This is a genomic window from Pseudoalteromonas apostichopi (assembly GCF_030297135.1).
Taxonomy (GTDB): Bacteria; Pseudomonadota; Gammaproteobacteria; order Enterobacterales; family Alteromonadaceae; genus Pseudoalteromonas; species Pseudoalteromonas apostichopi.
Window position 1 is genome coordinate 1,015,929 of the sequence record NZ_AP028065.1, and the last position, 23,720, is coordinate 1,039,648.

General features: G+C 40.8%; 20 protein-coding genes, 1 pseudogene and 1 riboswitch. Of the genes and pseudogenes, 7 read left to right on the plus strand and 14 right to left on the minus strand.

The genetic code is table 11. The features are described from left to right. Positions 1-2: 2 nt before the first annotated feature. Both QUE86_RS04555 and msrA read left to right on the plus strand, forming a co-directional pair. A complete protein-coding gene (locus tag QUE86_RS04555) occupies positions 3-3,101 on the plus strand; it encodes an efflux RND transporter permease subunit (protein WP_130050672.1) in 3,099 nt (1,032 codons plus the stop codon). 84 nt (positions 3,102-3,185) lie between these two features. Further along, positions 3,186-3,719 (plus strand): peptide-methionine (S)-S-oxide reductase MsrA, encoded by a 534-nt coding sequence (gene msrA, locus QUE86_RS04560; protein ID WP_130050671.1) that lies wholly within the window; start codon positions 3,186-3,188, stop codon positions 3,717-3,719. Between the two features lie 147 nt (positions 3,720-3,866). On the opposite strand, the gene QUE86_RS04565 is transcribed toward msrA, so the two are convergent. The 3 genes from QUE86_RS04565 to QUE86_RS04575 all read right to left on the minus strand — a co-directional run bounded on the left by QUE86_RS04565 (position 3,867) and on the right by QUE86_RS04575 (position 6,948). Then, positions 3,867-5,720, minus strand: coding sequence for a TonB-dependent receptor domain-containing protein (locus QUE86_RS04565; RefSeq protein ID WP_286259487.1), 1,854 nt, complete (start codon positions 5,718-5,720; stop codon positions 3,867-3,869). A 34-nt stretch (positions 5,721-5,754) separates the two neighbouring features. Beyond that, a riboswitch (cobalamin riboswitch) is annotated at positions 5,755-5,910 on the minus strand. A 172-nt stretch (positions 5,911-6,082) separates the two neighbouring features. Further along, the gene (locus QUE86_RS04570) at positions 6,083-6,322 is read right to left on the minus strand and encodes a hypothetical protein (protein ID WP_130050669.1); all 240 of its coding nucleotides are present in this window, start codon (positions 6,320-6,322) and stop codon (positions 6,083-6,085) included. Between the two features lie 143 nt (positions 6,323-6,465). Next, entirely contained in the window at positions 6,466-6,948 is a 483-nt protein-coding gene (locus QUE86_RS04575; protein ID WP_063703177.1) for a YajQ family cyclic di-GMP-binding protein, read from the minus strand. A gap of 157 nt (positions 6,949-7,105) precedes the next feature. Between QUE86_RS04575 and QUE86_RS04580 the strand changes: the two genes are divergently transcribed. Both QUE86_RS04580 and QUE86_RS04585 read left to right on the plus strand, forming a co-directional pair. Continuing rightward, the gene (locus QUE86_RS04580; protein ID WP_130050668.1) at positions 7,106-7,456 is read left to right on the plus strand and encodes a VanZ family protein; all 351 of its coding nucleotides are present in this window, start codon (positions 7,106-7,108) and stop codon (positions 7,454-7,456) included. Further along, entirely contained in the window at positions 7,449-8,342 is an 894-nt protein-coding gene (locus tag QUE86_RS04585) for a ketopantoate reductase family protein (RefSeq protein ID WP_167658538.1), read from the plus strand. Before QUE86_RS04580 ends, QUE86_RS04585 begins: the two co-directional genes overlap by 8 nt. A 93-nt stretch (positions 8,343-8,435) precedes the next feature. Here the strand turns inward: QUE86_RS04585 and thiI are convergent, their stop codons facing one another. Together thiI and QUE86_RS04595 are read right to left on the minus strand one after the other, a co-directional pair. Then, the gene (gene thiI, locus QUE86_RS04590; RefSeq protein WP_130050666.1) at positions 8,436-9,893 is read right to left on the minus strand and encodes a tRNA uracil 4-sulfurtransferase ThiI; all 1,458 of its coding nucleotides are present in this window, start codon (positions 9,891-9,893) and stop codon (positions 8,436-8,438) included. 108 nt (positions 9,894-10,001) lie between these two features. Then, a complete protein-coding gene (locus QUE86_RS04595) occupies positions 10,002-10,655 on the minus strand; it encodes a TetR/AcrR family transcriptional regulator (RefSeq protein ID WP_130050665.1) in 654 nt (217 codons plus the stop codon). Between the two features lie 217 nt (positions 10,656-10,872). On the opposite strand from QUE86_RS04595, the gene coaD reads away from it, so the two are divergent. Next, positions 10,873-11,355 carry a pantetheine-phosphate adenylyltransferase gene (coaD, locus tag QUE86_RS04600; RefSeq protein ID WP_130050664.1) on the plus strand — a complete coding sequence of 161 codons (483 nt, stop codon included), beginning with the start codon at positions 10,873-10,875 and terminating at the stop codon, positions 11,353-11,355. Then, positions 11,352-12,728, plus strand: a complete 1,377-nt coding sequence (locus QUE86_RS04605; RefSeq protein WP_286259494.1) for a capsule assembly Wzi family protein — start codon at positions 11,352-11,354, stop codon at positions 12,726-12,728. The genes coaD and QUE86_RS04605 overlap by 4 nt, the downstream gene beginning before the upstream one ends. 10 nt (positions 12,729-12,738) lie before the next feature. Here QUE86_RS04605 and QUE86_RS04610 read toward each other — a convergent pair whose 3' ends face one another. From QUE86_RS04610 to argC, 8 genes and pseudogenes are all read right to left on the minus strand, one after another. Next, positions 12,739-13,272: a hypothetical protein gene (locus tag QUE86_RS04610; protein ID WP_286259497.1), complete on the minus strand. Its 534-nt coding sequence runs from the start codon at positions 13,270-13,272 to the stop codon at positions 12,739-12,741. A gap of 504 nt (positions 13,273-13,776) precedes the next feature. Then, positions 13,777-14,307 (minus strand): hypothetical protein, encoded by a 531-nt coding sequence (locus tag QUE86_RS04615; RefSeq protein ID WP_286259499.1) that lies wholly within the window; start codon positions 14,305-14,307, stop codon positions 13,777-13,779. A gap of 13 nt (positions 14,308-14,320) precedes the next feature. Then, the gene (locus tag QUE86_RS04620; RefSeq protein WP_286259501.1) at positions 14,321-14,527 is read right to left on the minus strand and encodes a hypothetical protein; all 207 of its coding nucleotides are present in this window, start codon (positions 14,525-14,527) and stop codon (positions 14,321-14,323) included. Positions 14,528-14,778: 251 nt separating this feature from the next. Next, positions 14,779-16,643, minus strand: a pseudogene (gene argH, locus QUE86_RS04625) (argininosuccinate lyase). A 52-nt stretch (positions 16,644-16,695) separates the two neighbouring features. Next, positions 16,696-17,898, minus strand: coding sequence for an argininosuccinate synthase (locus tag QUE86_RS04630; protein WP_130050658.1), 1,203 nt, complete (start codon positions 17,896-17,898; stop codon positions 16,696-16,698). A 9-nt stretch (positions 17,899-17,907) separates the two neighbouring features. Next, positions 17,908-18,828 (minus strand): ornithine carbamoyltransferase, encoded by a 921-nt coding sequence (locus QUE86_RS04635; RefSeq protein ID WP_130050657.1) that lies wholly within the window; start codon positions 18,826-18,828, stop codon positions 17,908-17,910. Between the two features lie 7 nt (positions 18,829-18,835). Then, positions 18,836-19,597: an acetylglutamate kinase gene (gene argB, locus QUE86_RS04640; RefSeq protein WP_130050656.1), complete on the minus strand. Its 762-nt coding sequence runs from the start codon at positions 19,595-19,597 to the stop codon at positions 18,836-18,838. Next, complete coding sequence (argC, locus tag QUE86_RS04645; RefSeq protein WP_130050655.1) at positions 19,597-20,607, minus strand: N-acetyl-gamma-glutamyl-phosphate reductase; 1,011 nt, start codon at positions 20,605-20,607, stop codon at positions 19,597-19,599. Before argC ends, argB begins: the two co-directional genes overlap by 1 nt. Positions 20,608-20,828: 221 nt before the next feature. On the opposite strand from argC, the gene argE reads away from it, so the two are divergent. Further along, positions 20,829-21,980 (plus strand): acetylornithine deacetylase, encoded by a 1,152-nt coding sequence (argE, locus tag QUE86_RS04650; protein ID WP_130050654.1) that lies wholly within the window; start codon positions 20,829-20,831, stop codon positions 21,978-21,980. 33 nt (positions 21,981-22,013) lie between these two features. On the opposite strand, the gene panP is transcribed toward argE, so the two are convergent. Then, positions 22,014-23,642 carry a pyridoxal-dependent aspartate 1-decarboxylase PanP gene (gene panP / locus QUE86_RS04655; protein WP_130050653.1) on the minus strand — a complete coding sequence of 543 codons (1,629 nt, stop codon included), beginning with the start codon at positions 23,640-23,642 and terminating at the stop codon, positions 22,014-22,016. Positions 23,643-23,720 lie beyond the last annotated feature (78 nt).

Genomic DNA, 23,720 nt, shown 5'->3' on the forward strand with positions numbered 1-23,720 from the left:
CCATGAAAATTACTGATACTAGCGTTAAACGCCCGGTCTTTGCGATCGTAATCAACCTGTTATTACTTACCTTTGGTTTGGTGGCATTTTCTATGCTCCCACTGCGAGAATACCCGGATATTGAAACACCGATTGTCAGCGTTAGCACTGATTACACTGGTGCCAGCGCAGAGATTATTGAAACCAAAATCACCCAAGTACTCGAAAACCGCATTTCGGGTATCGAAGGCATCAAAAGTATTAATTCATCGAGCCGTAATGGTCGCTCAAATATCACCATTGAGTTTAATATCAGCCGTGATATCGATGCTGCATCAAACGATGTACGCGAACGTGTAGCCCGTGCCCTAGATAGCTTACCTGAGCAAGTTCGCCCGCCAGAGGTATCTAAATCAAACAGCGATGAAAGCCCAATTGCATGGTTCGTACTAAACAGTACTACCATGGATTCATTACAGTTATCTGATTATGCACAACGCTTTATTGTTGACCGATTAGCCGTTGTTGACGGTGTCTCAAACGTGCGTGTTGGTGGTGAACGTAAATACGCAATGAAAATCTGGTTAAACCGTAAAGCGATGGCTGCACGCGGTATAACCAGTAGCGATATCGAAAACACGTTACGAACTGAAAACGTTGAATTACCCGCTGGAGAAATCGAGTCTATCGACCGTGATTTTACAGTACGTACCGCCCGTAGTTATAAAGATCAGCGAGACTTTAGAAACTTGGTTATTAAACGTGGTGAAGATGGCTATTTAGTACGTTTAGGTGAAGTGGCTGATGTTCACTTAGAAGCCGCTGACGACGAAAGTCTGTTTCGCGGTAATGGCAGAAATATGATTGGCTTAGGCATTGTAAAGCAGGCCAAAGCCAATACTCTTACCGTCGTTGATAATGCCCGCGCAGAACTTGAAAAAATCAAGCGTAACCTGCCAGAAGGCACAACCATTCAAGACAGCTATGACTCATCTATTTTTATCAAAGAATCAATTGATGAAGTATATAGAACGCTTGGGATTTCAATGGCACTGGTTGTATTGGTTATCTACCTATTCTTAGGTAATATTCGTGCAACACTCGTACCTGCAGTCACGGTACCAGTAGCGCTAGTTGGTAGCTTTATGTTCTTGCTTGCTATGGGTTACTCAATCAACTTACTGACTCTATTAGCTCTCGTTCTTGCGATAGGTTTAGTCGTAGATGACGCAATTGTAATGCTTGAAAATATTCACCGCCGAATAGAGTTAGGTGAACCGCCTCTTCTTGCTGCGTTTCGTGGTGCCCGTGAAGTTGGCTTTGCGATTATCGCCACTACGCTCGTACTAATTGCAGTCTTCGTACCGCTGGTGTTTATGGATGGCCGTATCGGCGCACTATTCACCGAATTTGCTATGGCAGTAAGCGCCGCAGTGTTCTTCTCTAGTATTACAGCCTTAACCCTTTCTCCGGCACTTTGCTCAAAAGTACTGAAGCCATCAGAAAAAGAAAGTAAGTTTAGCCAGTGGATGGATAGAACATTTAACAAAATTGAAAACGCCTATCGTAATTCACTTACTTCAAATATGAGTCGTAAGTGGAGCTTACTACTAATGATGATTTTGGCTGGTGTTGCCAGCTTTATGCTATTTCAAAAAGTGCCATCAGAGCTGACGCCAAAAGAAGACCGTGGAACATTCTTTATTATGATGAGCGGCCCAGAAGGCGCTAGTTATGAGAATAATGCGGCTAACATGGCAAAAATTGAAGAGCGTTTGATGCCTTACTCTGAATCTGGTGAATTAAGTCGCGTGCTTATTCGAGTCCCGGGTTGGGGTGGTCAAGGTGGCGTGGCTATCATAGGAATGGCTGATTGGGATAAACGCAAGCGCTCAACTTGGGAAGTAATGGATGAAATTAGCGGTAAGATGACGGAAGTGACCGACGTACGGGCTTTTGCGATTATGCGCCGTGGTATCGGTGGCGGTGGTTCATCACGCCCAATTGAGTTTGTATTGCAAGGTAACGATTACGATCAACTAGCTGATTGGCGAGACCGTATTATCCAGCGTGCAGAGAAAAACCCTGGTTTGGTGAGAATCGACCATGATTACAAAGAAACCTTCCCGCAGTTTTTAATCAACATTGATAAAAACAAAGCTGCAGATTTAGGTGTTTCTGTATCTGATGTAGGTCGCACGCTAGAAACCATGTTAGGCCAACGTCGCGTAACGACCTTTATCGACCGCGGTGAAGAATACGATGTAATTTTAAAAGGGACCAAAGAAGATTTTGCTAACCCGACTGATATTTCAAATATCTACTTAAAATCACGCAGTGGCGAATTGGTTCCGCTAGATAGCTTAATTAGTTTAAAAGAAGAAGCCACAGCGTCTCGTTTGAACCGCTATAACCGTATGCGCGCAATTACGTTAAGTGCGAATTTAGCAGATGGCTATACCTTAGAAGAAGCGCTGAACTTCTTAAATCAAGTTGCGGCTGAAGAAAATGACATAGACGGTGCAATTGACTACAAAGGTGAATCGCAACTATTCTATGAAGGCGCATCAGCAATGACCTATGTGTTCATTCTTGCACTAACTGTAACTTTCTTAGTACTTGCAGCCCAGTTTGAAAGCTTCATTCACCCGTTTGTGATCATGCTTACCGTTCCGCTTGGTTTAGTCGGCGCATTATTTGGCTTATGGTACACAGATCTCACTCTGAATATTTACAGCCAAATTGGTATCGTAATGCTAATTGGTTTGAGTGCGAAAAACGGTATTTTGATTGTTGAGTTTGCTAACCAACTACGCGATAAAGGCGTTGAGTTTGACGAAGCGATTACTCAAGCAGCTACGCAGCGTTTACGCCCCATTATCATGACCTCACTGACCACTGTAATGAGCTCGGTACCGCTAGTACTTGCAAGTGGCCCAGGTGCAGAAAGCCGTATGGTAATTGGTGTGGTGGTATTTACTGGTGTTATTGTTGCAACCTTACTTACCTTATTCGTAGTACCTGCAGCATACAGTGCGCTAGCCAGAAATACCCAGTCGCCTGAGTACTTACAAAGCAAGTTAGAACAACAGGCAAAAGATAAGCCGTTAGAAGAAATTTAAACGAGTTTAAGATGTTACAAAACGCCGTCTTTACGGCGTTTTGTTTTTTCAGCTATAGTCAGCAAAAAGGTAAGGAAGTTAAATATGGATAACAACATACAAATAGCTACTTTTGGCGGCGGCTGCTTTTGGTGTATTGATGCAGCATTTAGACGTGTGAAAGGAGTACTTAATGTCAGCTCTGGCTATGCTGGCGGCGAGATTGAAAACCCAAGTTATCAGCAAATTTGTACTGGCTTAACAGGTCATGCAGAGGTTGTTCAGCTTGATTTTGACAGCAGTGTTGTGAGCTATAACACCCTACTTGAAATGTTCTTCACTTTACATGATGCCACACAGTTAAACCGTCAAGGTAATGATGTCGGCACGCAGTATCGCAGTGTGATTTATTATCATGATGAACAACAAAAAACTGAGTCACAAGCCATGATTGATGCTTTACAAAAGCAAATTCGTGAACCCATTGTGACTGAACTCAGCCCTCTATCAAACTTTTATCCTGCAGAGCAGTACCACCAAGACTATTACAATGAAAACCCGAATCAAGGTTATTGCAGCATACTTATTGCCCCAAAGCTTGCTAAGTTCGAGCAATATTTCGCTGATAAACTAAAATGAAAAAAGCCCGCTAAGTAGGTAGCGAGCTTTTAGACGCAGAACTAATAATGAAGCTGAGCTTGTTTTTACTTATACAAATGACATGAATGGGCAAATTAATGTCAATTACTCGCTTTAAGCAAACAGCTCAGTTGACCTTAAAGGCTATTAGAACTGATAACGGGCACCTACAAACAGGCGACGCTCAGCCGTGTTGTAGTAATAAAATTCGTCATTGATAAAGTCACCATCTAAATCAGTGCCATAGGCATCAACGGCGTTGTACTCTTTATCGAATAGGTTTTCTATTCGTAGTGACACAGTTAAGTTGTCAGTCGCTTGGTAGTGACCGACTAAGTTCCATAACGTATAAGAAGGTAAGTGCGTTAACTTACCATCACGATCACCACGGTATTGCATATCGATACCGGCATCAAAATCACCCCATGCTTTGTGCAATGACCAATTCACACTGTGATTTGACACATAGGTGAGTGACTGACCTGTTTGTGTATCTTCCGCTGAAAGGTAGGTAAAGTTAAAGCTATGATCAAAGCCAAACACTTGGTTTTTAAAACTAAACTCAACACCTTCGTGGCGAGCTTCGTTTATATTGGTTGGGATCCATTGCCCTGATGCATTTGGTGCCCAAGCGATTTTATTGTCGATTTCGCTGCGGAAAATCGCAATATCAAGACTAATATCATTCACATTGAGTGATAAACCAAGCTCTTGGTTATCTGATGTTTCAGGGTTTAACTCTGGATTACCTGAGCCTGGGTAATATAGATCATTAAATGTTGGAGATTTAAAACCAGTACTTTGACTAACACGGAATGTGGCGATGTCATTTAAGTGATAGCCTACAGCTGCAGTGTATGTTGTTTCATCACCAAACTGCTGATCATCATCTTGGCGAACTGTCAGGTTAGCGAGTACTTGTTCGTCATCATAATATGCGCCAACAAACACAGCGAATACTTCACGGCTGTCTTTTAAGTATGTACCTGAGTTAGTGTTCACTTCATCTTTATACCAATTCAAACCGCCACTAAGAGTCAGTGCTTGATTGAAAAAGTATTGGCCATTGTAATCGATTTGCTCACGCTCAGTTTCAAACTTATCAACCACCGTTGCACCAGTGTAATCAAAACGTGAGTCATCTGAACTATCACTTGATATGGCAATATCGATGGCATGGCTGTGTTTTTCGAAGGCTTTTTTCCAACCTAATGAAGCTTGGTAATTTTCGAACTCGCCTTTTTCTACGGTACTGTTTGCTGGGCTATAAGCACTGTCGTATTTGGCTTCGCCTTCTGAGTACTGTGCTTGAGCTAAAAATTCACCTAATTGCTCATTTTGATAACCTAGATTAAAGCCAAGGTTTTTGTTTTCGTAGCCGTCTTCATCTGGCGCTAGACCTTGAAGAACATCAAAACCATCTGTTTTTTCATAACCAGCATTAACAGCAACATCAACACCCGCAAACTGACCACCCGTCGCTACTTGGTACGCTTGATAAGAGTCTGAGCCAAAAGTCACGTCTAAGGTCGTGTTTTGTGCTTTACGCGTAATGATATTAATCACACCTGCTAGCGCATCAGAGCCATATACAGCAGCACGTGAGCCTTTAATTACTTCAACACGCTCAATACTGTTTAAAGGAATATTGCTAATACTTTTATAACCAAGTGTTGCAGAGCCTGTACGTACACCATCAATTAAAATAAGCGTATGACGAGAGCTTGCACCACGTAAAGAAACACCTGAGCTTTGCCCAAAACCACCATTAGCATTAATTTGAAAGCCTGCTTGAGTCGCCAGTAAGCTTGGTAAGTCACGCACATAGCTTGCTTCAATATCAGCACGGTCAATAACAGTGACACTGGCTAATACATCATTAATTGATTGTTCGAATTTATTGGCAGTAACTGTGATGTGCTCTATTGATTGCTCGTCAGCAGATACAGAAAAAGATAACGCAGCAGCAACCGCTACGCATAACGCAGATTTATTTAGCATGATATCCCCTAGCCTGTGCCCACCGCACACGCGAATAGTAAGTTAATTCAAGGCCGGTCTCCGGACTCTGTACATGCATGGCATATACATTACCGTTGCGGGGGCAGTGTTGGCATTGTTTTCTCCCTGAAAACGCACCGACTTCCCGATTATCTTGCGACTATTTCACCCTTTGAAATATAACGTATCTGAAGATACAGCAAGCACCTCGAAAATAGGCCGTTATTGTGATGATTTTGGGGAAGAAAGTCAATGGACGGCTATACTTCTAAAGTAAAGCTTTAAGCCTAAAGCTTCAAACTGTAAGTGGAGTCAGATCAAAAAGCCAATCAGCATGGTGATTGGCTTTTATAAAACAATGATTACCAGAAGTACTCGTGAGGTTTTGAATTTCCTAACGGAAAAACAATTCCTTCTGGGTCAGCACCATTCAGCACAAGCTTGCAAAGAGCTTTATTTAAGCGTCTTCTTGGCTTGGTCATCGTCATTTTCACCCACCAACTTGGTGTTTGTTGGTAAAAATAAGTACTGTGTGGGCCTGTGTATTTTCTGTTTATTTTACCGTGTTTATTACGGTCAATTGTTTTGTTCTTTACTGACATAAATATCCTCTAGCTGAAAATAGCTAGAAGATATCTTTTTCTCTGTAACCTAATATTCGTCTCAAAATACGCTCCTTGTAAAGTTCAGAAACTTGCAGGTTTATAGCTTAAAACCTACAGCTCAAAGCTATAAACACAGAGTATTAATCGCGGAAGTTTTTGAACTGGAATGGTTGACCTAAATCAGCAGTACGAACAACTTGCATTGCTTCTTGTAAATCATCACGTTTTTTACCTGTTACACGTAATTCTTCACCTTGAATAGCGGCTTGCACTTTGATTTTTGAGTCCTTGATTAATTTAACGATTTTCTTCGCTACGTCTTTTTCAATACCTTGCTTAAGCGCAACGTCACGCATTACGTATTTACCACTACGCGACTCATCTCTTAATTCTAAGCTAGATACATCTAAGCCACGCTTTGAAATTTTCGCAGCAAGAATGTCAAAAAGTTGCATAACTTGTTGTGGTGCTTCTGCTTTTAACTTGATTACTTTATCACTTAGTTCGATTGATGCATCAACACCACGAAAATCAAAACGCGTCTCTAGTTCACGCTTTGCATTATCTACTGCATTCTGCGCTTCGTTCATTTCTACTTCAGAAACAATATCAAATGAAGGCATGGGGTTCTCCTAACATAGTCTTTTTTAAATTCATTTATGGTTGGCAATTATAACGCTTATTTGTCGATTCTTTCTATTTTTATCCGATTTGTTCAGGTGCGATGCAAAAATTGTTTGATATACTGACCATTCAATTTCGGCATTTTTAGGGTTTATTGTGACAAGGCGTGTTTACCAAGTTATCTTTTTAGCCAGCATTATTGGCTTTACAATTTTATTTGCCAAAGAAATTAAAGGGGTGAGCAACCTCTTTCCACACGTAGATAAAGTGGCGCATTTTGGTATTTTCTTTGTACTGGCTATGGTGATGGACAAAGCCTTTAAATTGCCTCTTTTGGTGCAAATTTTACTATTAGCCGGATATGGTGCGGCCATAGAGTTTATGCAAGATATGCTGCCTTACCGTCAAGCTTCGGTTGGGGATTTTGTCGCTGATTTTATCGGTGCTGTAAGCTATTTTATTATAAAACTTGGTTTTCATGTAGGTAGTAAGCAACGTAATGGCTAACATATTAATTGTTGGCGACGGTGCGATTGGCTTGTTATTTAGCCATTTTTTATCTGCACAACATGACATTACATTACTGACCCGTAAGCCAACCCTGACCACGCGCTTTTATCAAGCCAGTAATGGTAAATCACATCCAATTAAAGCTCGCCTTATTCACCACAAAGAGCTTAGTCAATTCGCCCCCTTTGACTTAGTATTAATCACAGTTAAAGCATTTCAGGTGCAAGCTGCCTTTGGGCAAGTAAAACCTTACCTTAGTAAAAAATGCCAAATCGTTATTTCTCATAATGGTATGGGTAATGTTGATGAAGTTAATGCCCTGTTGTTAGACTCTCAAGGGTTAGCGTTTTTAACAACGCGTTTAGCTGGCTTTAAAACAACGCCTTATAGTGTGAGCCATACTGGTAATGGCGAAAGCGTGCTGGGTGCTTGCAATATCGCTGCTAGTGGAAAGCTCAATGAGCTAAAGCAGCAGTTTAGCTATTTACCACACTTTTCTGTTAGTGATGATATCCACTCATTGCGTTGGCAAAAGCTGTTAGTGAATATTGCCATAAACCCGTTAACAGCGATTCATAACATTAAAAATGGCCAATTACGTGCACCGCAATTTAGTACTCGTATCATTAACTTGCTCAATGAAGCATGCCTTGTTGCCAATAAACAAGGTGTTGACGTAAAGCTTAGCGAGGCACTGGACCAAGCCTATTCAGTGATGACGGCAACCGCTGAAAACTTTTCTTCTATGCAGCAAGACATCAGCCATAATCGAGAGTCTGAAATTGATGCAATTTGTGGTTATGTGTGTGAACAAGGCGCTAAATTAGGCGTAAAAACACCTTATAATCAAGCAATGCTTAGCATGATAAAAATAAAAAGTTAGCGAGGGGAAAGAGTAAAGTTACTAGCTTTCGTTTCTCGCAGTTATTTTCGGCATTAAAAAAGCGCGAACATGTCGCGCTTTTATCACTATCCCTTACGGGCGATACACTTTTACGTTGCTGTAGCCTTCTTCGTGAAGGATCAGCGCTTGTAGCTGGCTCATCACACCTTTAGCACAATATAAGTAATATTCTTTATCTTTTGGTAAGTCACCAAATTTAGTCGCTAAGCGGAAGAAAGGTAAATGAACAACTTCAATACCTTCAAGCTCTAATGGGTTTGCATCTTCTTCTTCAGGTGAGCGAATATCAACAACAACTGCCCCCTCTGGTAAGTCAGATACAGACTCAGCTTCTTTCACTTCTTCTTTTGCTTCGGTGTCGATATCGCGAATATCCATCACACGGGCATTCTCAACAACCGTATTTAGCACGTCGAAGTCAAACTTAGCTTCTTCAGCAAGAATCGTTTTGATTTTTGCTTTAACTGTTGGCTTCTTAGAAATAACACCACAGTACTCAGGCATGCTTTCTGCCATTTCAGCCGTACCAATTTGACGTGCAATATTAATAATATCTTGTTTATCGTGTTGGATTAACGGACGAATAATTAAGGTTTCAGTTACACGGTCAATAACACTTAAATTAGCAAGCGTTTGGCTCGATACCTGACCAATGCTTTCACCAGTTACCAGTGCTTGTACACCTAGCTTTTCTGCAACTTGGCTACCTGCACGCATCATCATACGTTTAAGAACAACACCCATTTGGCTGTTTTCAACGTTTTCTAAAATTTCAGCGACTACAGGTTCAAAATCAACCGTAACGAACTTCACTTTATGAGTAGAGCTAAACTGCTTCCAGATGTAGTAACTCGCTTGCTTAACACCGATTTCGTGAGCCGCACCACCTAGGTTAAAGAACAAGAAGTGAGTACGTGCACCTTTACGGATCATTTGATAGCTTGCAACACCTGAGTCAAAGCCACCCGACATTAGCGATAGTACATCTTCTTGTGTTGGTAGCGGGAAGCCTGCCATACCGTAGTGAGTTTGAGTAACGATATAAGCTTTATCATCACGCACTTCTAAACGAACTGTCACCTCTGGGTGAGATAATTTAACGCGTGCACCTTCAACATGCTGGTTTAAGCCACCACCTACGTAGCGCTCTACATCGCTTGAGGTGAAATCATGCTTACCTGAACGTTTACAACGCACACAGAATGTTTTGCCTGCAATGGTATGACCGATTAGTTCAAGTGCTTTTTGGTAAATATCGTCGATTGAGTCGAAGTCTGTTTCTGTTACTTCAATAAACTGTACGATACCTGGAATGCGTTTTAAGCCATCGATAATATCTAAGCGAACTTGCTCAGAGTCTAGCAAACTGACAACAGAGATATTATCCCAGTTGTTTCTTACCTGAACTTTTTCGTCAACGCGACGTAAAACGATCTTAATATTATTTTCTAATAACTTGGTAAAACGTTTACGAACAGATTTACTCTTGATCGCGATTTCAGGGTGTAGTTTGACGATAAATTTAAGCATAGTTCACTCTTAGACTGTGGATTTCACACGCCCCAAGGTTAAGCAACCTCAAGGGCGCGCGATTATAACAAAAATTATAGCGTCTAGGAAATAAACTGCTTTGCGGGATTATTGTTCGCTTTGCTCTGTTTCAGCAAGGGCTAAATACTTAGCTCTTAATTGGTTAACTTGCTCTAGATGTTGCTCTGTGCAATGAGCTTTTAATAGCAGTAATACTTTTAAAATACCGTTATAAATATCAGCTCTGGCAAGTTCACCACTTAAGCGGCGAGCTTTGATGTAAGGCGTCCAAAAGCTCACAGTCATTTTAAGCATATGCGCAAGCTCTGTAACATCTTCGTCTGCAATGCAAATAACACCGCCTTCACGTAATGCAAAAAGTACATCTTTAACTTGCTCTAAAAGCTCAGTTTGAAACGCAATGTAGCCTTTTTTCAGCTCTTCATCACGAGATAAAATATCGCCTAAGTTGTCGTAGAAAAACTGAAAGCGCCACATTTGTTCAAACAACGAATCAAGATAACCCGCTAGGTTTTCAAGCGCATCGTCATCAGGAGTCAGTGGCTTGAAATGAGTGTGTAGATGGTCGCTGTACAAAGCAAATATGTGACGAATAATATCTTCTTTATTTTTAAAGTGATAATACAAGTTTCCTGGGCTTATCCCCATATGCGAGGCGATATGGTTGGTTGTTATGGCACGCTCACCGTGGCGATTAAATAACTCAATGCTGGTGTGTATGATTTTGTCCTTTGTGCTCATAGCCTATTTACTCTGTTTTTTATGATTATTACGTTCCCCAGCCAAGCAGTATAAACAAATGCGTGGCAATTAAATACTACCTTGAAAAATAATAACCTCAATCGGTTTACTACCTTATATAGGTGAAGGTTCCTAATCCGATACGCGTATTTTCTAAGCTGCATAGTCGAGAAAACACTGTTAATATAGCAGGCAAATTTATAAATCGCTGATAGTTATGAACGTTACTGCAATCTATCCGGGTACCTTCGACCCCCTTACAAATGGCCATACCGACTTAATTCATCGAGCTGCAAAAATGTTCGAAAAAGTTATTGTTGCTATTGCACATAACCCTAGTAAGCAGCCGTGCTTTACACTCGATGAGCGTGTTGAGCTTGCCAATAAAATCTTAGCGCATCTTGATAATGTAAGTGTGATTGGCTTTTCTGGCTTATTAGCTGATTTAGCTCGCGAGCATAAAGCCGAAGTACTTATTCGAGGTATTCGTGCAGTGTCTGACTTTGATTATGAATTTCAGTTAGCAAATATGAATCGTCGACTAAATCCAGATCTAGAAAGTGTATTTTTGACACCTGCAGAAAAAAATTCATTTATTTCATCTACTCTAGTCAAAGAAGTAGCACGCCACAATGGTGATGTAAGCGAGTTTGTTGACCCTATCGTAGCCAAAGCACTACAGGAAAAAATTCACGGATGAAATTAAAAAAGTTCATTAGCTTAACTGCATTACTAATGTGCTCTGCGCCAAGTCTTGCAGAACCATGGATAGAAAGCGACGACCCTTTACTTCGCGCTTCAATCGAAATGCTATTTAACCAAGGTGTCATAAAACAACCTATTAATAGTTACCCCTTAATGTGGCAAGGTATTGCACGTGATCTAAACATTGCAGATACCAGTCAACTTGATGAGCAGAGCTTATTTGCTTATCAGCATGTTAAGCATGCCCTTGATAATGCAAAACAAAAGTCGAGCTCAGGCATTCGCCTGAATTACAACAGCGAACCACTAACCCAGCAAGGGTTTGGTAAACGCCACCAGCAAGAAAGTGGCATAAATAGCTATGGTTCTATCACAGGGAAGCGCGTAAGTGCTAAGGTCAGTGTTAATTACGCCGATGATGCACTTGATAAACAACATGTGACCTATCAAGATAGCTATTTAGCAGTTTTACTAGGTAATTGGTCAATCAGTGCTGAACAAGTAAGTCATTGGTGGGGGCCAAGTAACGATAACGCCCTACTGCTATCAAATAATGCCGCGCCAATGAAAGGCCTGCGCTTTACGAGAGCGAATACGCAATATGTAGGCCCAAGTTGGTTATCGTTTATCGGTAACTGGCAGTTAACGGGTATTTACGCCAAACAAAAGCCATTTCTTAATAATTCCGAAGACGGTGACTTTTGGGCGTTAAGGTTTGCAAGTACACCATTAACAGGGCTTGAAGTTGCTATTAATAGTGCAGGCTCTGACTATTTAACTAACCTAAAAATTGACCCTGTTACCCTTGAGAGCATCGAATCAAAACACCGATTAACCAGTTTAGATGTAAAGTATTCTACAACTCTAATGACGCAGCCTGTTGCCTTTTATGCTGAAGTTATGGGTCGAAATAAAAGCGGTTTAGCACCGAGCGAGCCATTCTATACGCTGGGTGTTGAAAGCTACTTTGGTTCAACAGAGGGTTTACTAAAGAGTTATTTTGAATACTCAAATACAGAGCAAACTTGTGAGCAAATTAGCGATTGCGTATATGGCTCTGGCAGCTATACACAACGCTCACGTTTACTTGGCAGCTCAACACCACTGCAAAGTAAATCTGCTATCCTTGGTGCCTATTACCACACTTTAAATGGCTATGGTGGCCATGCAAAGTTACGTTGGATTGAAAGCGAAACCACACACGCTGAGGTCGCATCTGAGATGAGTCAGTTGCAGTTAGAGCTCGGTTATCAACAATCTATGTTTAATGGTTTGTGGAAAGTGACAGGGCTTATTTCAAAAGATGAAATAGGTGATGAGTCAGAAACAAACACAGCCCTTAGAACCAGTTGGGAATACCGTTTCTAACGAATCGAGGTCAAGCCGCTTCAGCTTGGCCTCGAACTTTCCGATAAAGCTTCACAAAACCCAGAAAATCTTTATTACTGAAAAGTGCAATGAGCATCATTGCATCCATAATATTGACAGTAACTGTATAAAAACCCCATAACCACCACTCTTCTGTATTCTCGAGTATATTAATATCTATATACATACTTATGAAAAGAGCACTGTTAATTAGTAAGCCTATTATCACATAAAGTTTTGCTGGGTAACTATTGATAGACTTATCTTTAGTAATCAACAGTATTGCACCAATACAAGTTAGATCTAGAGCTGTCCAGACTACATAAGCAGTTGCATAACTCATCGACTCAATCTGGAAAGTAGCTGAGGTTAGTGGATCGGATGCTAAATAAGACAAAAACATTGTTAGCGAAATCCACATTAAAGTTTTATCACCATTGGGAACTATTGACTTACTGACCATGTTATATAGGAAAGCCATCAGAAATCCCCACATAATAAAAGTTGCTAGATAAGCACTCACATACTTATGAAACTCAGCCAAAACTATTCACCTTTTCTTTTGGAAAGTTCACACTTACTACACGATGAAGCTTTAGAAAATCCTTATTGAAAAGCAGTATTAGAATCATAGTTACATCTACAGTATTTACGCCAAATGAGTACAAAGTCCAAAGAAACCACTCTGATTTATTCTCATAAATGAAAATATCTATATATATATGGATAACATTAGTATGGAATTAAGAGTTAGCCCTAAAAGGATATATGTTGTTCCGCAAAAGTTAGCTACCTTGGCACAATACATCCAAGATAAGATTACAACAATCGTGAGTAAGTCAAAGTAAAACCAGTTCAAATAGCTATAAACGGAGAGCTTGACGAAGCCGCTGATGAAGTATGAAACCATCATAATAAAAGATAAAACGAGAACTCTACTGTCTGTTTTATTTATATTAACCGCTAAGTTAAATAAAAAGGCCATTAAAAAGCCCCACTCAATGAAGGCCCCTAATAGGTCCCCCAAAAAAGCATCTATATACATAATTTAAGCTTGTGGGTGGGCTACTTTCTGTCTAAATAAATTTGATATGGATGACTTAATTTTTACTAAGCCCAAAAAGTCTCTGTCAACGATAAGTGCAACTATCATGACGAAATCTGCAATGTTGACACCAAAAGAATAGATATCCCAAAGAAGCCAAGGTTCTTTTGTGTATTTGACATAGATGTCATAGTAAATAGCTAGAAATAATACTGTATTTATTAATAATCCCGCACAAACATAATAAAATGCAGTAGGTTTATGGTCTTTTACAAATTTAGCAAAAAAGATAATTAAAGAGAGGGTAACTAAATCCCAGACAGCCCAATGTAGGTATGTTTCAGTAGTAGAGAACCAAGAAAAAAAAGAATCACTTGAGAAGTAAGAGACAAACATTATAAAAGAAGAAAATAATAAAATGATATTTTTCTTCGGAGTAGCTGTATACAAAAAGATATTAAAGAAAAAAGCCATCATGAAGCCCCAAACCACTAGGGCTCCTAATGATAAACCGAAATGATCTGTCAAAAACATCTACTATCCACTTTTATTGTGGCCTTTTATCTGGATCAATAATGATACCACCGCCACGTTGAAGGTCAGCATCACCAGATAAAGCCAAGGCTTCACTTGATAAAGTTACTGTATCAGATTGCAGGGTTTTATTACTAGTAGTTTGTTCCAAAGCAGGCTTTGTTTGTTGCATTTGGCTGTATGCTTGCATTTGCAACTGGCTATTGTTTGAAATTTGCATGAGTTAATTCCTTTAAGTTAATTGTTTTTTCAGTACAGCTTACAATAGCTTGCAAGCTGAGTTAAGCGCTCTCATTTTTTTGACGCTTTTTTATACTTTAACGCGACATTGTCGCCGCGTCGATAATAAAAGCAATTAACGATCCAACTTTTCTAAAAGTGATCTTTTTTGATCATAAAAGTTAATAAACCAAAATTTCAGGCATAAAAAAACGCACAGGGGTAACCGTGCGCTTTTCTTATCCAGGGAAATTAAGCCACGTGTTTACACGGGATCACCGCGCTATTACTTGGCTTTAAAATATATTCCATCGCTACTTCATCGCAATTATCTTTGCGAAGACAAAGCTCGCAATCTTTGATCACTTTTTCTGGCAAACTATCTTTACTACAAAAGATAAAGCCTTGGCTTGCAAAGAACTCTGGCACCCGCGTCAGAACAATTACGCGACTAAGCGCCAAGCTTTTAGCTTTTTTAAGCAAATGTTCAACAAGTCGACGCCCCTGCCCAGCAATACGTGATTCAGGGCTCACACCAAGCGAACGAATTTCAGCAAGACCTGTATCGTAAATATATAGCGAGGCACAGCCAGCCACTTGGTTTTCAACTTCAGTGACAGCAAACTCATTAATTGAGTGAATCATATCGCTCTTAGCCCGTGGTAGATTTTCACCTACCGTTGCCCAATGCTGAATTAGCTTAGCAATAGACTCAACATCATTTAAGGTTGCGTCACGTACCGCTATTTGCTGTTTTTTTTTGCGTATTTAATGGCACTCGTTACTTGCTCGATAGAGGTGCCACCCTGTGCTTGTCTTGCTTTAATGCAGGCGTCTATTTCTAATACAGCATATACATCTGACTCGAAAATGCTATGCACAGACTTAAATTGCTCTAAACTTAAATCTTCTAAGTTATTCCCTTGTGCAATAGCCATTTGCACGAGCGTACCAACAATATGATGACCTTCTCTAAATGGAATACCTTTAGCCACTAAATAGTCAGCAAGTTCAGTCGCATTTGAGTGACCACCTTTTGCTGCCGCTAATGTTTTATCAGCATTAACTTTGATGCCTTTGATACACGCCTGTGCCATATGAATACATGCCAACCAGGTCGGCATTGCATCAAATAAGCCTTCTTTGTCCTCTTGCATATCTTTGTTATAAGCAAGTGGTAGCGCTTTAAGTGTCATCATCATTGCACTGAATGCACCAAAAACACGGCCTGTTTTACCACGGATTAACTCAAGAGCATCTGGGTTTTTCTTCTGCGGCATAAGTGAAGAGCCTGATGTTACCCCATCAGAAAGCTCAATAAAGCCTGCTTCACCAGAGTTATAGAAAATTAAGTCTTCTGCCATACGCGATAAGTGAATCATTGAAATTGATGCACAGCTTAGTAGCTCAACCACAAAGTCACGATCAGATACTGCATCAAGGCTATTACGTGTTGCACCGGTAAAACCTAACCCTTCGGCAAGAATCTGCCTATCAATTGGGTACGCCGTTCCAGCTAAAGCACCACTACCAAGAGGGCAATAATTCATACGATTTTTAGCATCGGTTAAACGGCTTTCATCACGTTCAAGCATTTCAACATAGGCCATGCACCAGTGGCTAAATAATACAGGTTGTGCACGCTGTAGGTGTGTGTAACCTGGTAAGATAGTGCCTAGTTCACGCTCAGCCAAGGCAATAAACTCACCTTTCAGCTCTGCGATTGCTTCAAGAATATGCTCAGCTGTATCACGACACCATAAGCGGAAATCGGTCGCGACTTGGTCATTACGACTACGACCTGTATGTAACTTTTTAGCTAGGTCGCCCACTTTATCAATTAGCGCTGACTCAACATAAGAATGAATGTCTTCATGCCCTGCGACAGCTACTGCTTGTGGATTTGCTTTAACCTCATCTAGCAGCTTATTAAGTGCTGCAACTAGGTCATCGTATTCTTGCTGATTAAGTACGTTAACTTGTTTTAACGCTCCTGCCCAAGCAACTGAACCAATAATGTCTTGCTCTGCAAGTTGATAATCAAAAGGAAGTGAATCGTTGAATTGTTTAAACGCTTCATCTGGACCCGTAGAAAAACGTCCGCCCCATAGTGCCATTGAACTGTCTCCAAATTCGGCTATTGCCCTGCCGTGCAGGGCAATAATTAAATTACTTTTTCGTTAGTGCTGAGATTCTGCTTGATAGCGAGAATAAACGAATGAAGCCTTCTGCATGTGATTGATCATATACATCATCTTCACCGAAGGTTGCGAAATCTTCACTGTATAAGCTATTCGGTGATTTTTTCTGTACCGCAGTTACTTGGCCTTTATAAAGCTTAAGCACCACTTCACCGGTTGCTAACTTAGACAGTGATTCAGCACCAGCTAGAATCGAGTCTTTTAATGGTGTAAACCAACGACCGTCGTAGACTAAGTGAGAGAACTCACCACCAAGTACTTCTTTCCACTTACGGCTTGATTTGTCTAATACTAGCTCGTCAATCGCTTGAAGAGCAGCCATGATCACTGTGCCCCCTGGTGTTTCATAACAGCCACGAGACTTCATACCGACTAAACGGTTTTCTACAATATCAACACGACCTACACCATGTGGCGCAGCAATGTCGTTTAATTTAACTAAGCAGTCATATGGTTTAAGTGACTCGCCATTTACAGCAACCACTTCACCTTCAACAACATTTAATGTCACATATTCTGCTTCATTAGGCGCTTGCTCAGGTGAGTTTGTCCAAGTCCATACTTGCTCACTTGGTTGACACCATGGATCTTCAAGCTCTCCACCTTCGTGAGAAATGTGCCATGCGTTAGCATCACGACTATAGATTTTTGTCGCAGATGCAGAGCACGGAATATTACGCTCTGCTAAGTAATCAAGTAATGATTCACGACTTGATAAGTCCCACTCACGCCATGGTGCAATGACTTTTAGATCTGGTGCAAGGGCTGCGAAACATGATTCAAAACGTACCTGATCATTACCTTTACCTGTACAACCATGCGAAAGCGCATCAGCACCTACTTTACGGGCAATTTCAACCTGTGCTTTAGCAATAATCGGACGTGCCATAGACGTACCTAGTAAATAAGTGCCTTCGTAAATAGAACCCGTTTTTAATGTTGGGTAAATATAGTCACTTACCATTTCGTCTTTTAAGTCAACGATGTGGCACTCTGAGGCACCCGAAGCAATTGCTTTTTCTTCAACGCCTTCAAGCTCTTCAGCACCTTGGCCTACATCAGCAACAAACGCGATTACTTCACAGCCGTAGTTTTCTTTTAACCATGGCACAATTGCCGATGTATCAAGACCACCAGAATAGGCTAATACGACTTTTTTAATTGAACTCATTGGTGTTCCTTAAACAAAATTTGGATTTAATAATGTGACAAGTAGAGCATTTTGCGCGTGCATACGATTCTCTGCTTGTTGAATAATTTTTGATGCTGGGCCATCCATTACCTCAGAGGTAATTTCAAACTCACGATGCGCTGGCTGACAATGCAGTACAGTTTGCGCACCCGTTTTCTCTAATAGGGCTTGATTGAGCTGATAAGGCATATATTTAGCTTTCACCTGCTCAAGCGGTGTTTTATCACCCATTGAAACCCAGGTATCAGCATAGACTGCATTTGCTCCGACTGCCGCCTCAATTCTGTCACTGACCATTACCGAAGCACCATTCATCGCTGCAATTTGCTCTGCTTGCTTAAGAATTTGTGAATCCGGTGAGCTACCTTTAGGACAAACAGCTACAAAATCAGTGCCTAACGTGGCAGCTAATAACATGAGAGAGTGTGTTACGTTGTTACCTTCACCTAAGTAAGCAAGCTTAAGCTTACTTACGTCGCCATGTACTTCTTGTAGCGTCAAAAAGTCTGCAAGTGCTTGGCATGGGTGATATAAATCACATAAGCTATTCACTACAGGCACAGATGAATACTCAGCAAGCGTAGTCAATGTTTTGTGTGCATACACGCGAGCAACAATGCCATCAGCCCAAGCTGACATATTGAGAGCAAAGTCTTTAACCGATTCACGACCACCCATAGCACCGTTTTGTGAATCTAGATAAACCGCGTGACCACCCAGTTTATTAATACCTATATCAAATGATAAACGAGTACGTAAACTTGGTTTTTCAAAAAGTGTAACGACAGATTTGCCTGCTAATGCTTGGCTAAAGTCTGCTGGATTTGCTTTAATTTTTTGCGCTAAATTAAGTAATTTAAGAGCGCCCTTTTGGTCTAATTCAAGACCGTTTAAGAAATTTTTTAACATGAAATACCTATGGTGTAATTTTTGTTCCTACATGCTCGCCTTTTAATAAGGCGACTAAATTTTCTGGCTTTAGCCAGCTGGAGATATACACACCACGTCGTAAATGTTGGGCAGCAAGAAGGCTGGTCTTTACTTTGACCTCCATCCCGCCCTGAATAACTCCTTCAAGGATTAGTGTTTCGATTTGCTGCGTATTAAGGTGATGTAGTGGCTGCTTATTTGCATCAAGCACAGCTTCTACGTCAGTCATAAAAATAAGTTCTGCATCGAGTTCTTTAGCAATAGCCGCCGCGGCTTCATCCGCATTGACGTTGTACCATTGACCATCTTCGCCAAAGCCAATAGAGCTCACCAGTGGTAAACGACCTTGCCCAAGTAAGCTTGGCAATACGCTGTCACAACTACCTGAACACTGGCCAACTTGCGCCAATACTTTAAGTTTTTCAGATACCAGTACACCCGCTTCATAAAGGCTTAAACCCACAGGTTTGTGGCCAGCGCTGATTGCTTGACTCATCAATTGTTTATTGGCACAACCTGCCAGGGCGCCAACAATATAAGGCATTTGCTCATTTGGGCTAATACGTAAGCCTTGATGTTTTGCTGTTACAAAGCCTGCGTCTTTAAGCCAAGCATCAACCAAAGCTCCACCACCATGCACAATGACAAAGTTATCTTGTTGCTCAGTGGCTAAAACATCAAAAAGAGCTTTTGCAGCATCAGCGCTATTTAGCACAGCACCACCGACTTTAATGATCCAAGTTTTCATTACAGCGCTCCTACTAAACCAGTGTGGTGAGGTTCACCCATAGCTAAATTAATACACTGTAATGCTTGCCCAGCCGCGCCTTTTAATAGGTTATCAATTGCTGACATAACAATGAGTTGTTCACCTTTTTGTTGCCATGCAATATCAACAAATGGTTGTTTAGCCACGCCTTTAATACTTGGAACTTTATTTCCAAGTAAACGGATTAAAGGCTCATTAGCTAACACTTGATATGCTGCATCCACTTGCTCTGCTGTCACACCTGGCTTTAATTGCACATAAATAGTTTCTAAAATTCCACGGGGGAAATTACCTAAATGAGGGGTGAATAACACAGGGTGACCAAGGTGCTGCTCAATCTCAGGTGTGTGTCTGTGATTAAATAAACCATAAGGGGCAAGTGATACTTCACAAAAATGCGTATTAACACTGGCTTTTCTACCTGCGCCAGTAACTCCAGACACAGCATTAACAATAATGGCTTGCTCAGCTAATAAACCAGCTTCTTTAAGTGGTTTTAAAGAATTGAGTGCTGCTGTTGGGTAACAACCTGCTACAGCAACAAGCTTTGCTTTACTTATAGCATCGCTATTCCATTCAGCTAAGCCATAAGCCGCTTGCTCTAAAAGCTCAGGGTGTTCATGTGCGAAACCGTAATAAGTTAGGTAATCCTCATTCCCAGCTAAACGGAAACCACCAGACAGGTCGAATACTTTTTTACCCATGGCTAAAAATTGTGGTGCAAGGTCAACGCTTACCTTGTGATCTGTACATAGACATACATAGTCCGCATTACTTTCGATATCCTTATACGCTTGGGCAGTCAGAGGCTGTAGTGGATACTCTAACAATCCAAGGTGCTCTGGATATAAATCGCTTAATAATTTGCCTTTATCTAAGCTTCCTTCAGATACATAACATGCTTTCAGGGTCAGTTTTGGGTGCTTAGCAACTAAACTTGCTAGCTCTGCGCCGCTATAACCACTTGCGCCAATAATCACTACATTCATTGCTTACTTTTACCTATTCAATCTATTTATCGATACGCCTAAAAATACTCGCTCAAATGCGAATAAAAACACTGTCTAAAGTAATGAAATCAGGTTATCGTCGTTTCGTGTTCATCGTAAAGCTTTACTAATATTTATGCTTAAAAAGTGAATTGATATTCATCATAAATACTTTTATATTGTTATGCAATTAGATTGAATAATTATTTTTGGATTTTTTTATGTCGCTACCCTCTTTTTTATCTATGTATCAGCAGCTAATTGCTGCTCCTTCAATTAGCGCGATTGAAGATTCTTTGTGCATGAGCAATAAAGGGGTTATTACCTTGCTCGCACAGTGGTGCGAAAGCCTTGGGTTTACATGTGAAATCACAGAGCTTGAAAACGGTAAAGGGCGTTACAACTTATTAGCTAGACGTGGTGAAGGAGACGGCGGTTTAATGCTTGCCGGCCATACTGACACTGTACCATTTGATGATAGTCGTTGGAATTATGATCCGTTCAAACTCAGCGAAGATAACAATAAACTTTATGGTTTAGGTAGTATTGATATGAAAGGCTTTTTTGCTTTCGTACTGCAAGCTATTAGCGAACTTGATGCAAGCAAGCAAACTGAGCCTCTATTAATTCTAGCCACAGCCGATGAAGAAACTACAATGGCGGGTGCACAGCAAATCTGCCGTCACCCGAACTTAAAACCTGCACGCTGTATTATTGGTGAGCCAACAGATATGACTCCGGTATTTACACATAAAGGTCATATGAGTACAGCTATTCGCGTAATTGGTCGCTCGGGCCATAGCTCAGATCCTGAACGAGGTTTGAACGCCATCGAAGTCATGCATAAAATGATTACAAAATTGTTAATCATAAAAGAAGAATTAAAGAATAAATATTCAGTAGAACACTTTGAAATTCCGTACCCTACTTTGAACCTTGGCCATATTCATGGCGGTGATAATGCCAACCGCATTTGCGGCTGCTGTGAAATGCATATTGATATGCGACCGTTACCCGGTTTAAGTGTACAAGAACTACAAGCGATTTTGCTTAGTGCCGCAGAGGAAATTAATACTCAATACCCCAACGCAGTGAGTGTTATCGATATGCATGAACCAATCCCTGCGTTTAGCGGAAGTACAGATACTGCACTTGTGAAACTGGCCGAAAAAGTCTCCGGTCAGCCAGCTGTCGCTGTAAACTATTGTACAGAAGCCCCTTTTATTCAACAACTTGGCTGCGAAACAATTGTCATGGGGCCAGGCTCAATTAACCAAGCTCACCAACCAGATGAGTTTTTAGCGATGGAAAAAATCAAACCTTCGCAAGCGATTATCAGTAACATGATTAAAGCTAGCTGCTTTAACGACTAATTAAAAAAGGAGCATCATGCTCCTTTTTTATCACTAACTCATATATTTACTTAAGTACTTTTTAAATACTGGGTCAGTTTTCGCTAGCTCTTTTTGCTCCGCTAAAATATCTTTTAGAATAGCTTTTGAGGTTAATGGATTGGCTAATACGACACGAAAAACCACGGTGGGTTGATGGTCATATTTTGCTGGTGTTAAACGAGTACGAGATACAAAAGAGCGTCCAGCTTCACGCTGGCGCTTTTGCATACTTGCAGTGAAGCGATTCAACGAAGCGTAAATATCTAATTTAGTTTCTTCGTTAGCACCTTTGAGCTTAGCTTGAATTTCTTTTGGAACGTAACGATATGTTAATAGGCACAGCTCAGGTTCAGAGATTAACTCAAAATCTTCATCTTGTTTGATCATTTCGGCAAAAGTGCGCGCTTTAACAATACTACGGTCAATCAACATCTCGTAGCCTTTACGGCCAATAACACGTAAGCAAGCATGCACTAACATTGCCATACCTGGGCGGCTTCCCTCTAATGTATGACTACCTAAATCTTTAGAGCCTTTACGAAGAATATATTCAGCATGATGCTCAATAGCATCTGTCGCAGCGGGGTCTTTAAATAACACAAGACCCGCGCCCATTGGCACATACATTTGTTTATGCGCATCAATAGTAATTGAGTCAGCACGTTCAATACCGCTTAAAAGATGGCGATAGTTTGAAGAAAGTAAGGTTGACCCACCCCATGCGGCGTCCACATGAAAATGACAGCCAAGCTCTTCGCTTAAATCAGCCATTTCATTTAGCGGGTCTATGCTGCCAGTTTCTGTCGTCCCAGCAACACCAACGAGTGCCATTACCTTTATACCAGACGCTTCCAGTTCATGGGCTTTTTTGCGCATAGCATCGACATCAACTTTATTATTTTCGCCTGTCGCAATTGCGACAATGTTATCGCGACCAATACCTAGCAAATCAACAGTCTTGCCTAATGAATAGTGACCTCGCTCAGAAACCAGTACCGCTAAGCCTTTGTAACCATAGTGCAGCATCCCAGCGATTAATCCCTGTGCTGCAATACCTTTATAATCGCCATCGGCTTTCAATAAGCGGTTGCGAGCAATCCATAACGCAGTAATGTTAGCTACGGTTCCGCCTGAGCAAAATGCGCCTAAAGAGGTTTTTGCACTGTGCATCCACTTGCTATAAAAACTCTCAGCTTCGCCATAAGCTAGGTGATGCATCATCCCTAAGACTTGTCTTTCAAGTGGGGTGAATGCCTTTGAGGTTTCAATTTTTACTAAATTTTGGTTAAGACCTACCATTAACTTAGAAAGCGGTAATACAAAATGCGGTAACGCTGAGGTCATATGACCAATGAAGCTTGGTGCAGCTGTATGAACAGAATGAGCAACTAACTGCTCCATAATGTCTTGAGCATAATCAGAAACAAAAGTTGGCTCTTCTGGAATAGTGGCCGTTTGAAAGTCTTTTTCAATTTCGTGCAAAGGCTTTTCAATTGCAGCTATGTTCTCATTCAAGAACCCAGCTAAATTACTAGAAATTTCAGATTCGATTTTACTTAATGTCGAGTCTGGTGCTTCTGGCACCGTAAAAATACGAATCAAGCTTTCTTTAGAGGCGACGGCACAACGCTTTTGATCCATCCTAATACCCATAATTAGCAGCTAAAAATGCACCCGATGATGGAACACCTAAGAGAGCACTTTTGCGGCACTGTTTCT

Bases quoted from the DNA above. Each gene is read 5' to 3' on its own strand.
- argB (WP_130050656.1), bottom strand. From the start codon at position 19,597: ATGAAAACTTGGATCATTAAAGTCGGTGGTGCTGTGCTAAATAGCGCT.
- QUE86_RS04620 (WP_286259501.1), bottom strand. From the start codon at position 14,527: ATGCAAATTTCAAACAATAGCCAGTTGCAAATGCAAGCATACAGCCAA.
- thiI (WP_130050666.1), bottom strand. From the start codon at position 9,893: ATGCTTAAATTTATCGTCAAACTACACCCTGAAATCGCGATCAAGAGT.
- coaD (WP_130050664.1), top strand. From the start codon at position 10,873: ATGAACGTTACTGCAATCTATCCGGGTACCTTCGACCCCCTTACAAAT.
- QUE86_RS04595 (WP_130050665.1), bottom strand. From the start codon at position 10,655: ATGAGCACAAAGGACAAAATCATACACACCAGCATTGAGTTATTTAAT.
- QUE86_RS04605 (WP_286259494.1), top strand. From the start codon at position 11,352: ATGAAATTAAAAAAGTTCATTAGCTTAACTGCATTACTAATGTGCTCT.
- QUE86_RS04575 (WP_063703177.1), bottom strand. From the start codon at position 6,948: ATGCCTTCATTTGATATTGTTTCTGAAGTAGAAATGAACGAAGCGCAG.
- argE (WP_130050654.1), top strand. From the start codon at position 20,829: ATGTCGCTACCCTCTTTTTTATCTATGTATCAGCAGCTAATTGCTGCT.
- panP (WP_130050653.1), bottom strand. From the start codon at position 23,642: ATGGATCAAAAGCGTTGTGCCGTCGCCTCTAAAGAAAGCTTGATTCGT.
- QUE86_RS04630 (WP_130050658.1), bottom strand. From the start codon at position 17,898: ATGAGTTCAATTAAAAAAGTCGTATTAGCCTATTCTGGTGGTCTTGAT.
- argC (WP_130050655.1), bottom strand. From the start codon at position 20,607: ATGAATGTAGTGATTATTGGCGCAAGTGGTTATAGCGGCGCAGAGCTA.
- msrA (WP_130050671.1), top strand. From the start codon at position 3,186: ATGGATAACAACATACAAATAGCTACTTTTGGCGGCGGCTGCTTTTGG.
- QUE86_RS04635 (WP_130050657.1), bottom strand. From the start codon at position 18,828: ATGTTAAAAAATTTCTTAAACGGTCTTGAATTAGACCAAAAGGGCGCT.
- QUE86_RS04570 (WP_130050669.1), bottom strand. From the start codon at position 6,322: ATGTCAGTAAAGAACAAAACAATTGACCGTAATAAACACGGTAAAATA.
- QUE86_RS04555 (WP_130050672.1), top strand. From the start codon at position 3: ATGAAAATTACTGATACTAGCGTTAAACGCCCGGTCTTTGCGATCGTA.
- QUE86_RS04615 (WP_286259499.1), bottom strand. From the start codon at position 14,307: ATGTTTTTGACAGATCATTTCGGTTTATCATTAGGAGCCCTAGTGGTT.
- QUE86_RS04565 (WP_286259487.1), bottom strand. From the start codon at position 5,720: ATGCTAAATAAATCTGCGTTATGCGTAGCGGTTGCTGCTGCGTTATCT.
- QUE86_RS04585 (WP_167658538.1), top strand. From the start codon at position 7,449: ATGGCTAACATATTAATTGTTGGCGACGGTGCGATTGGCTTGTTATTT.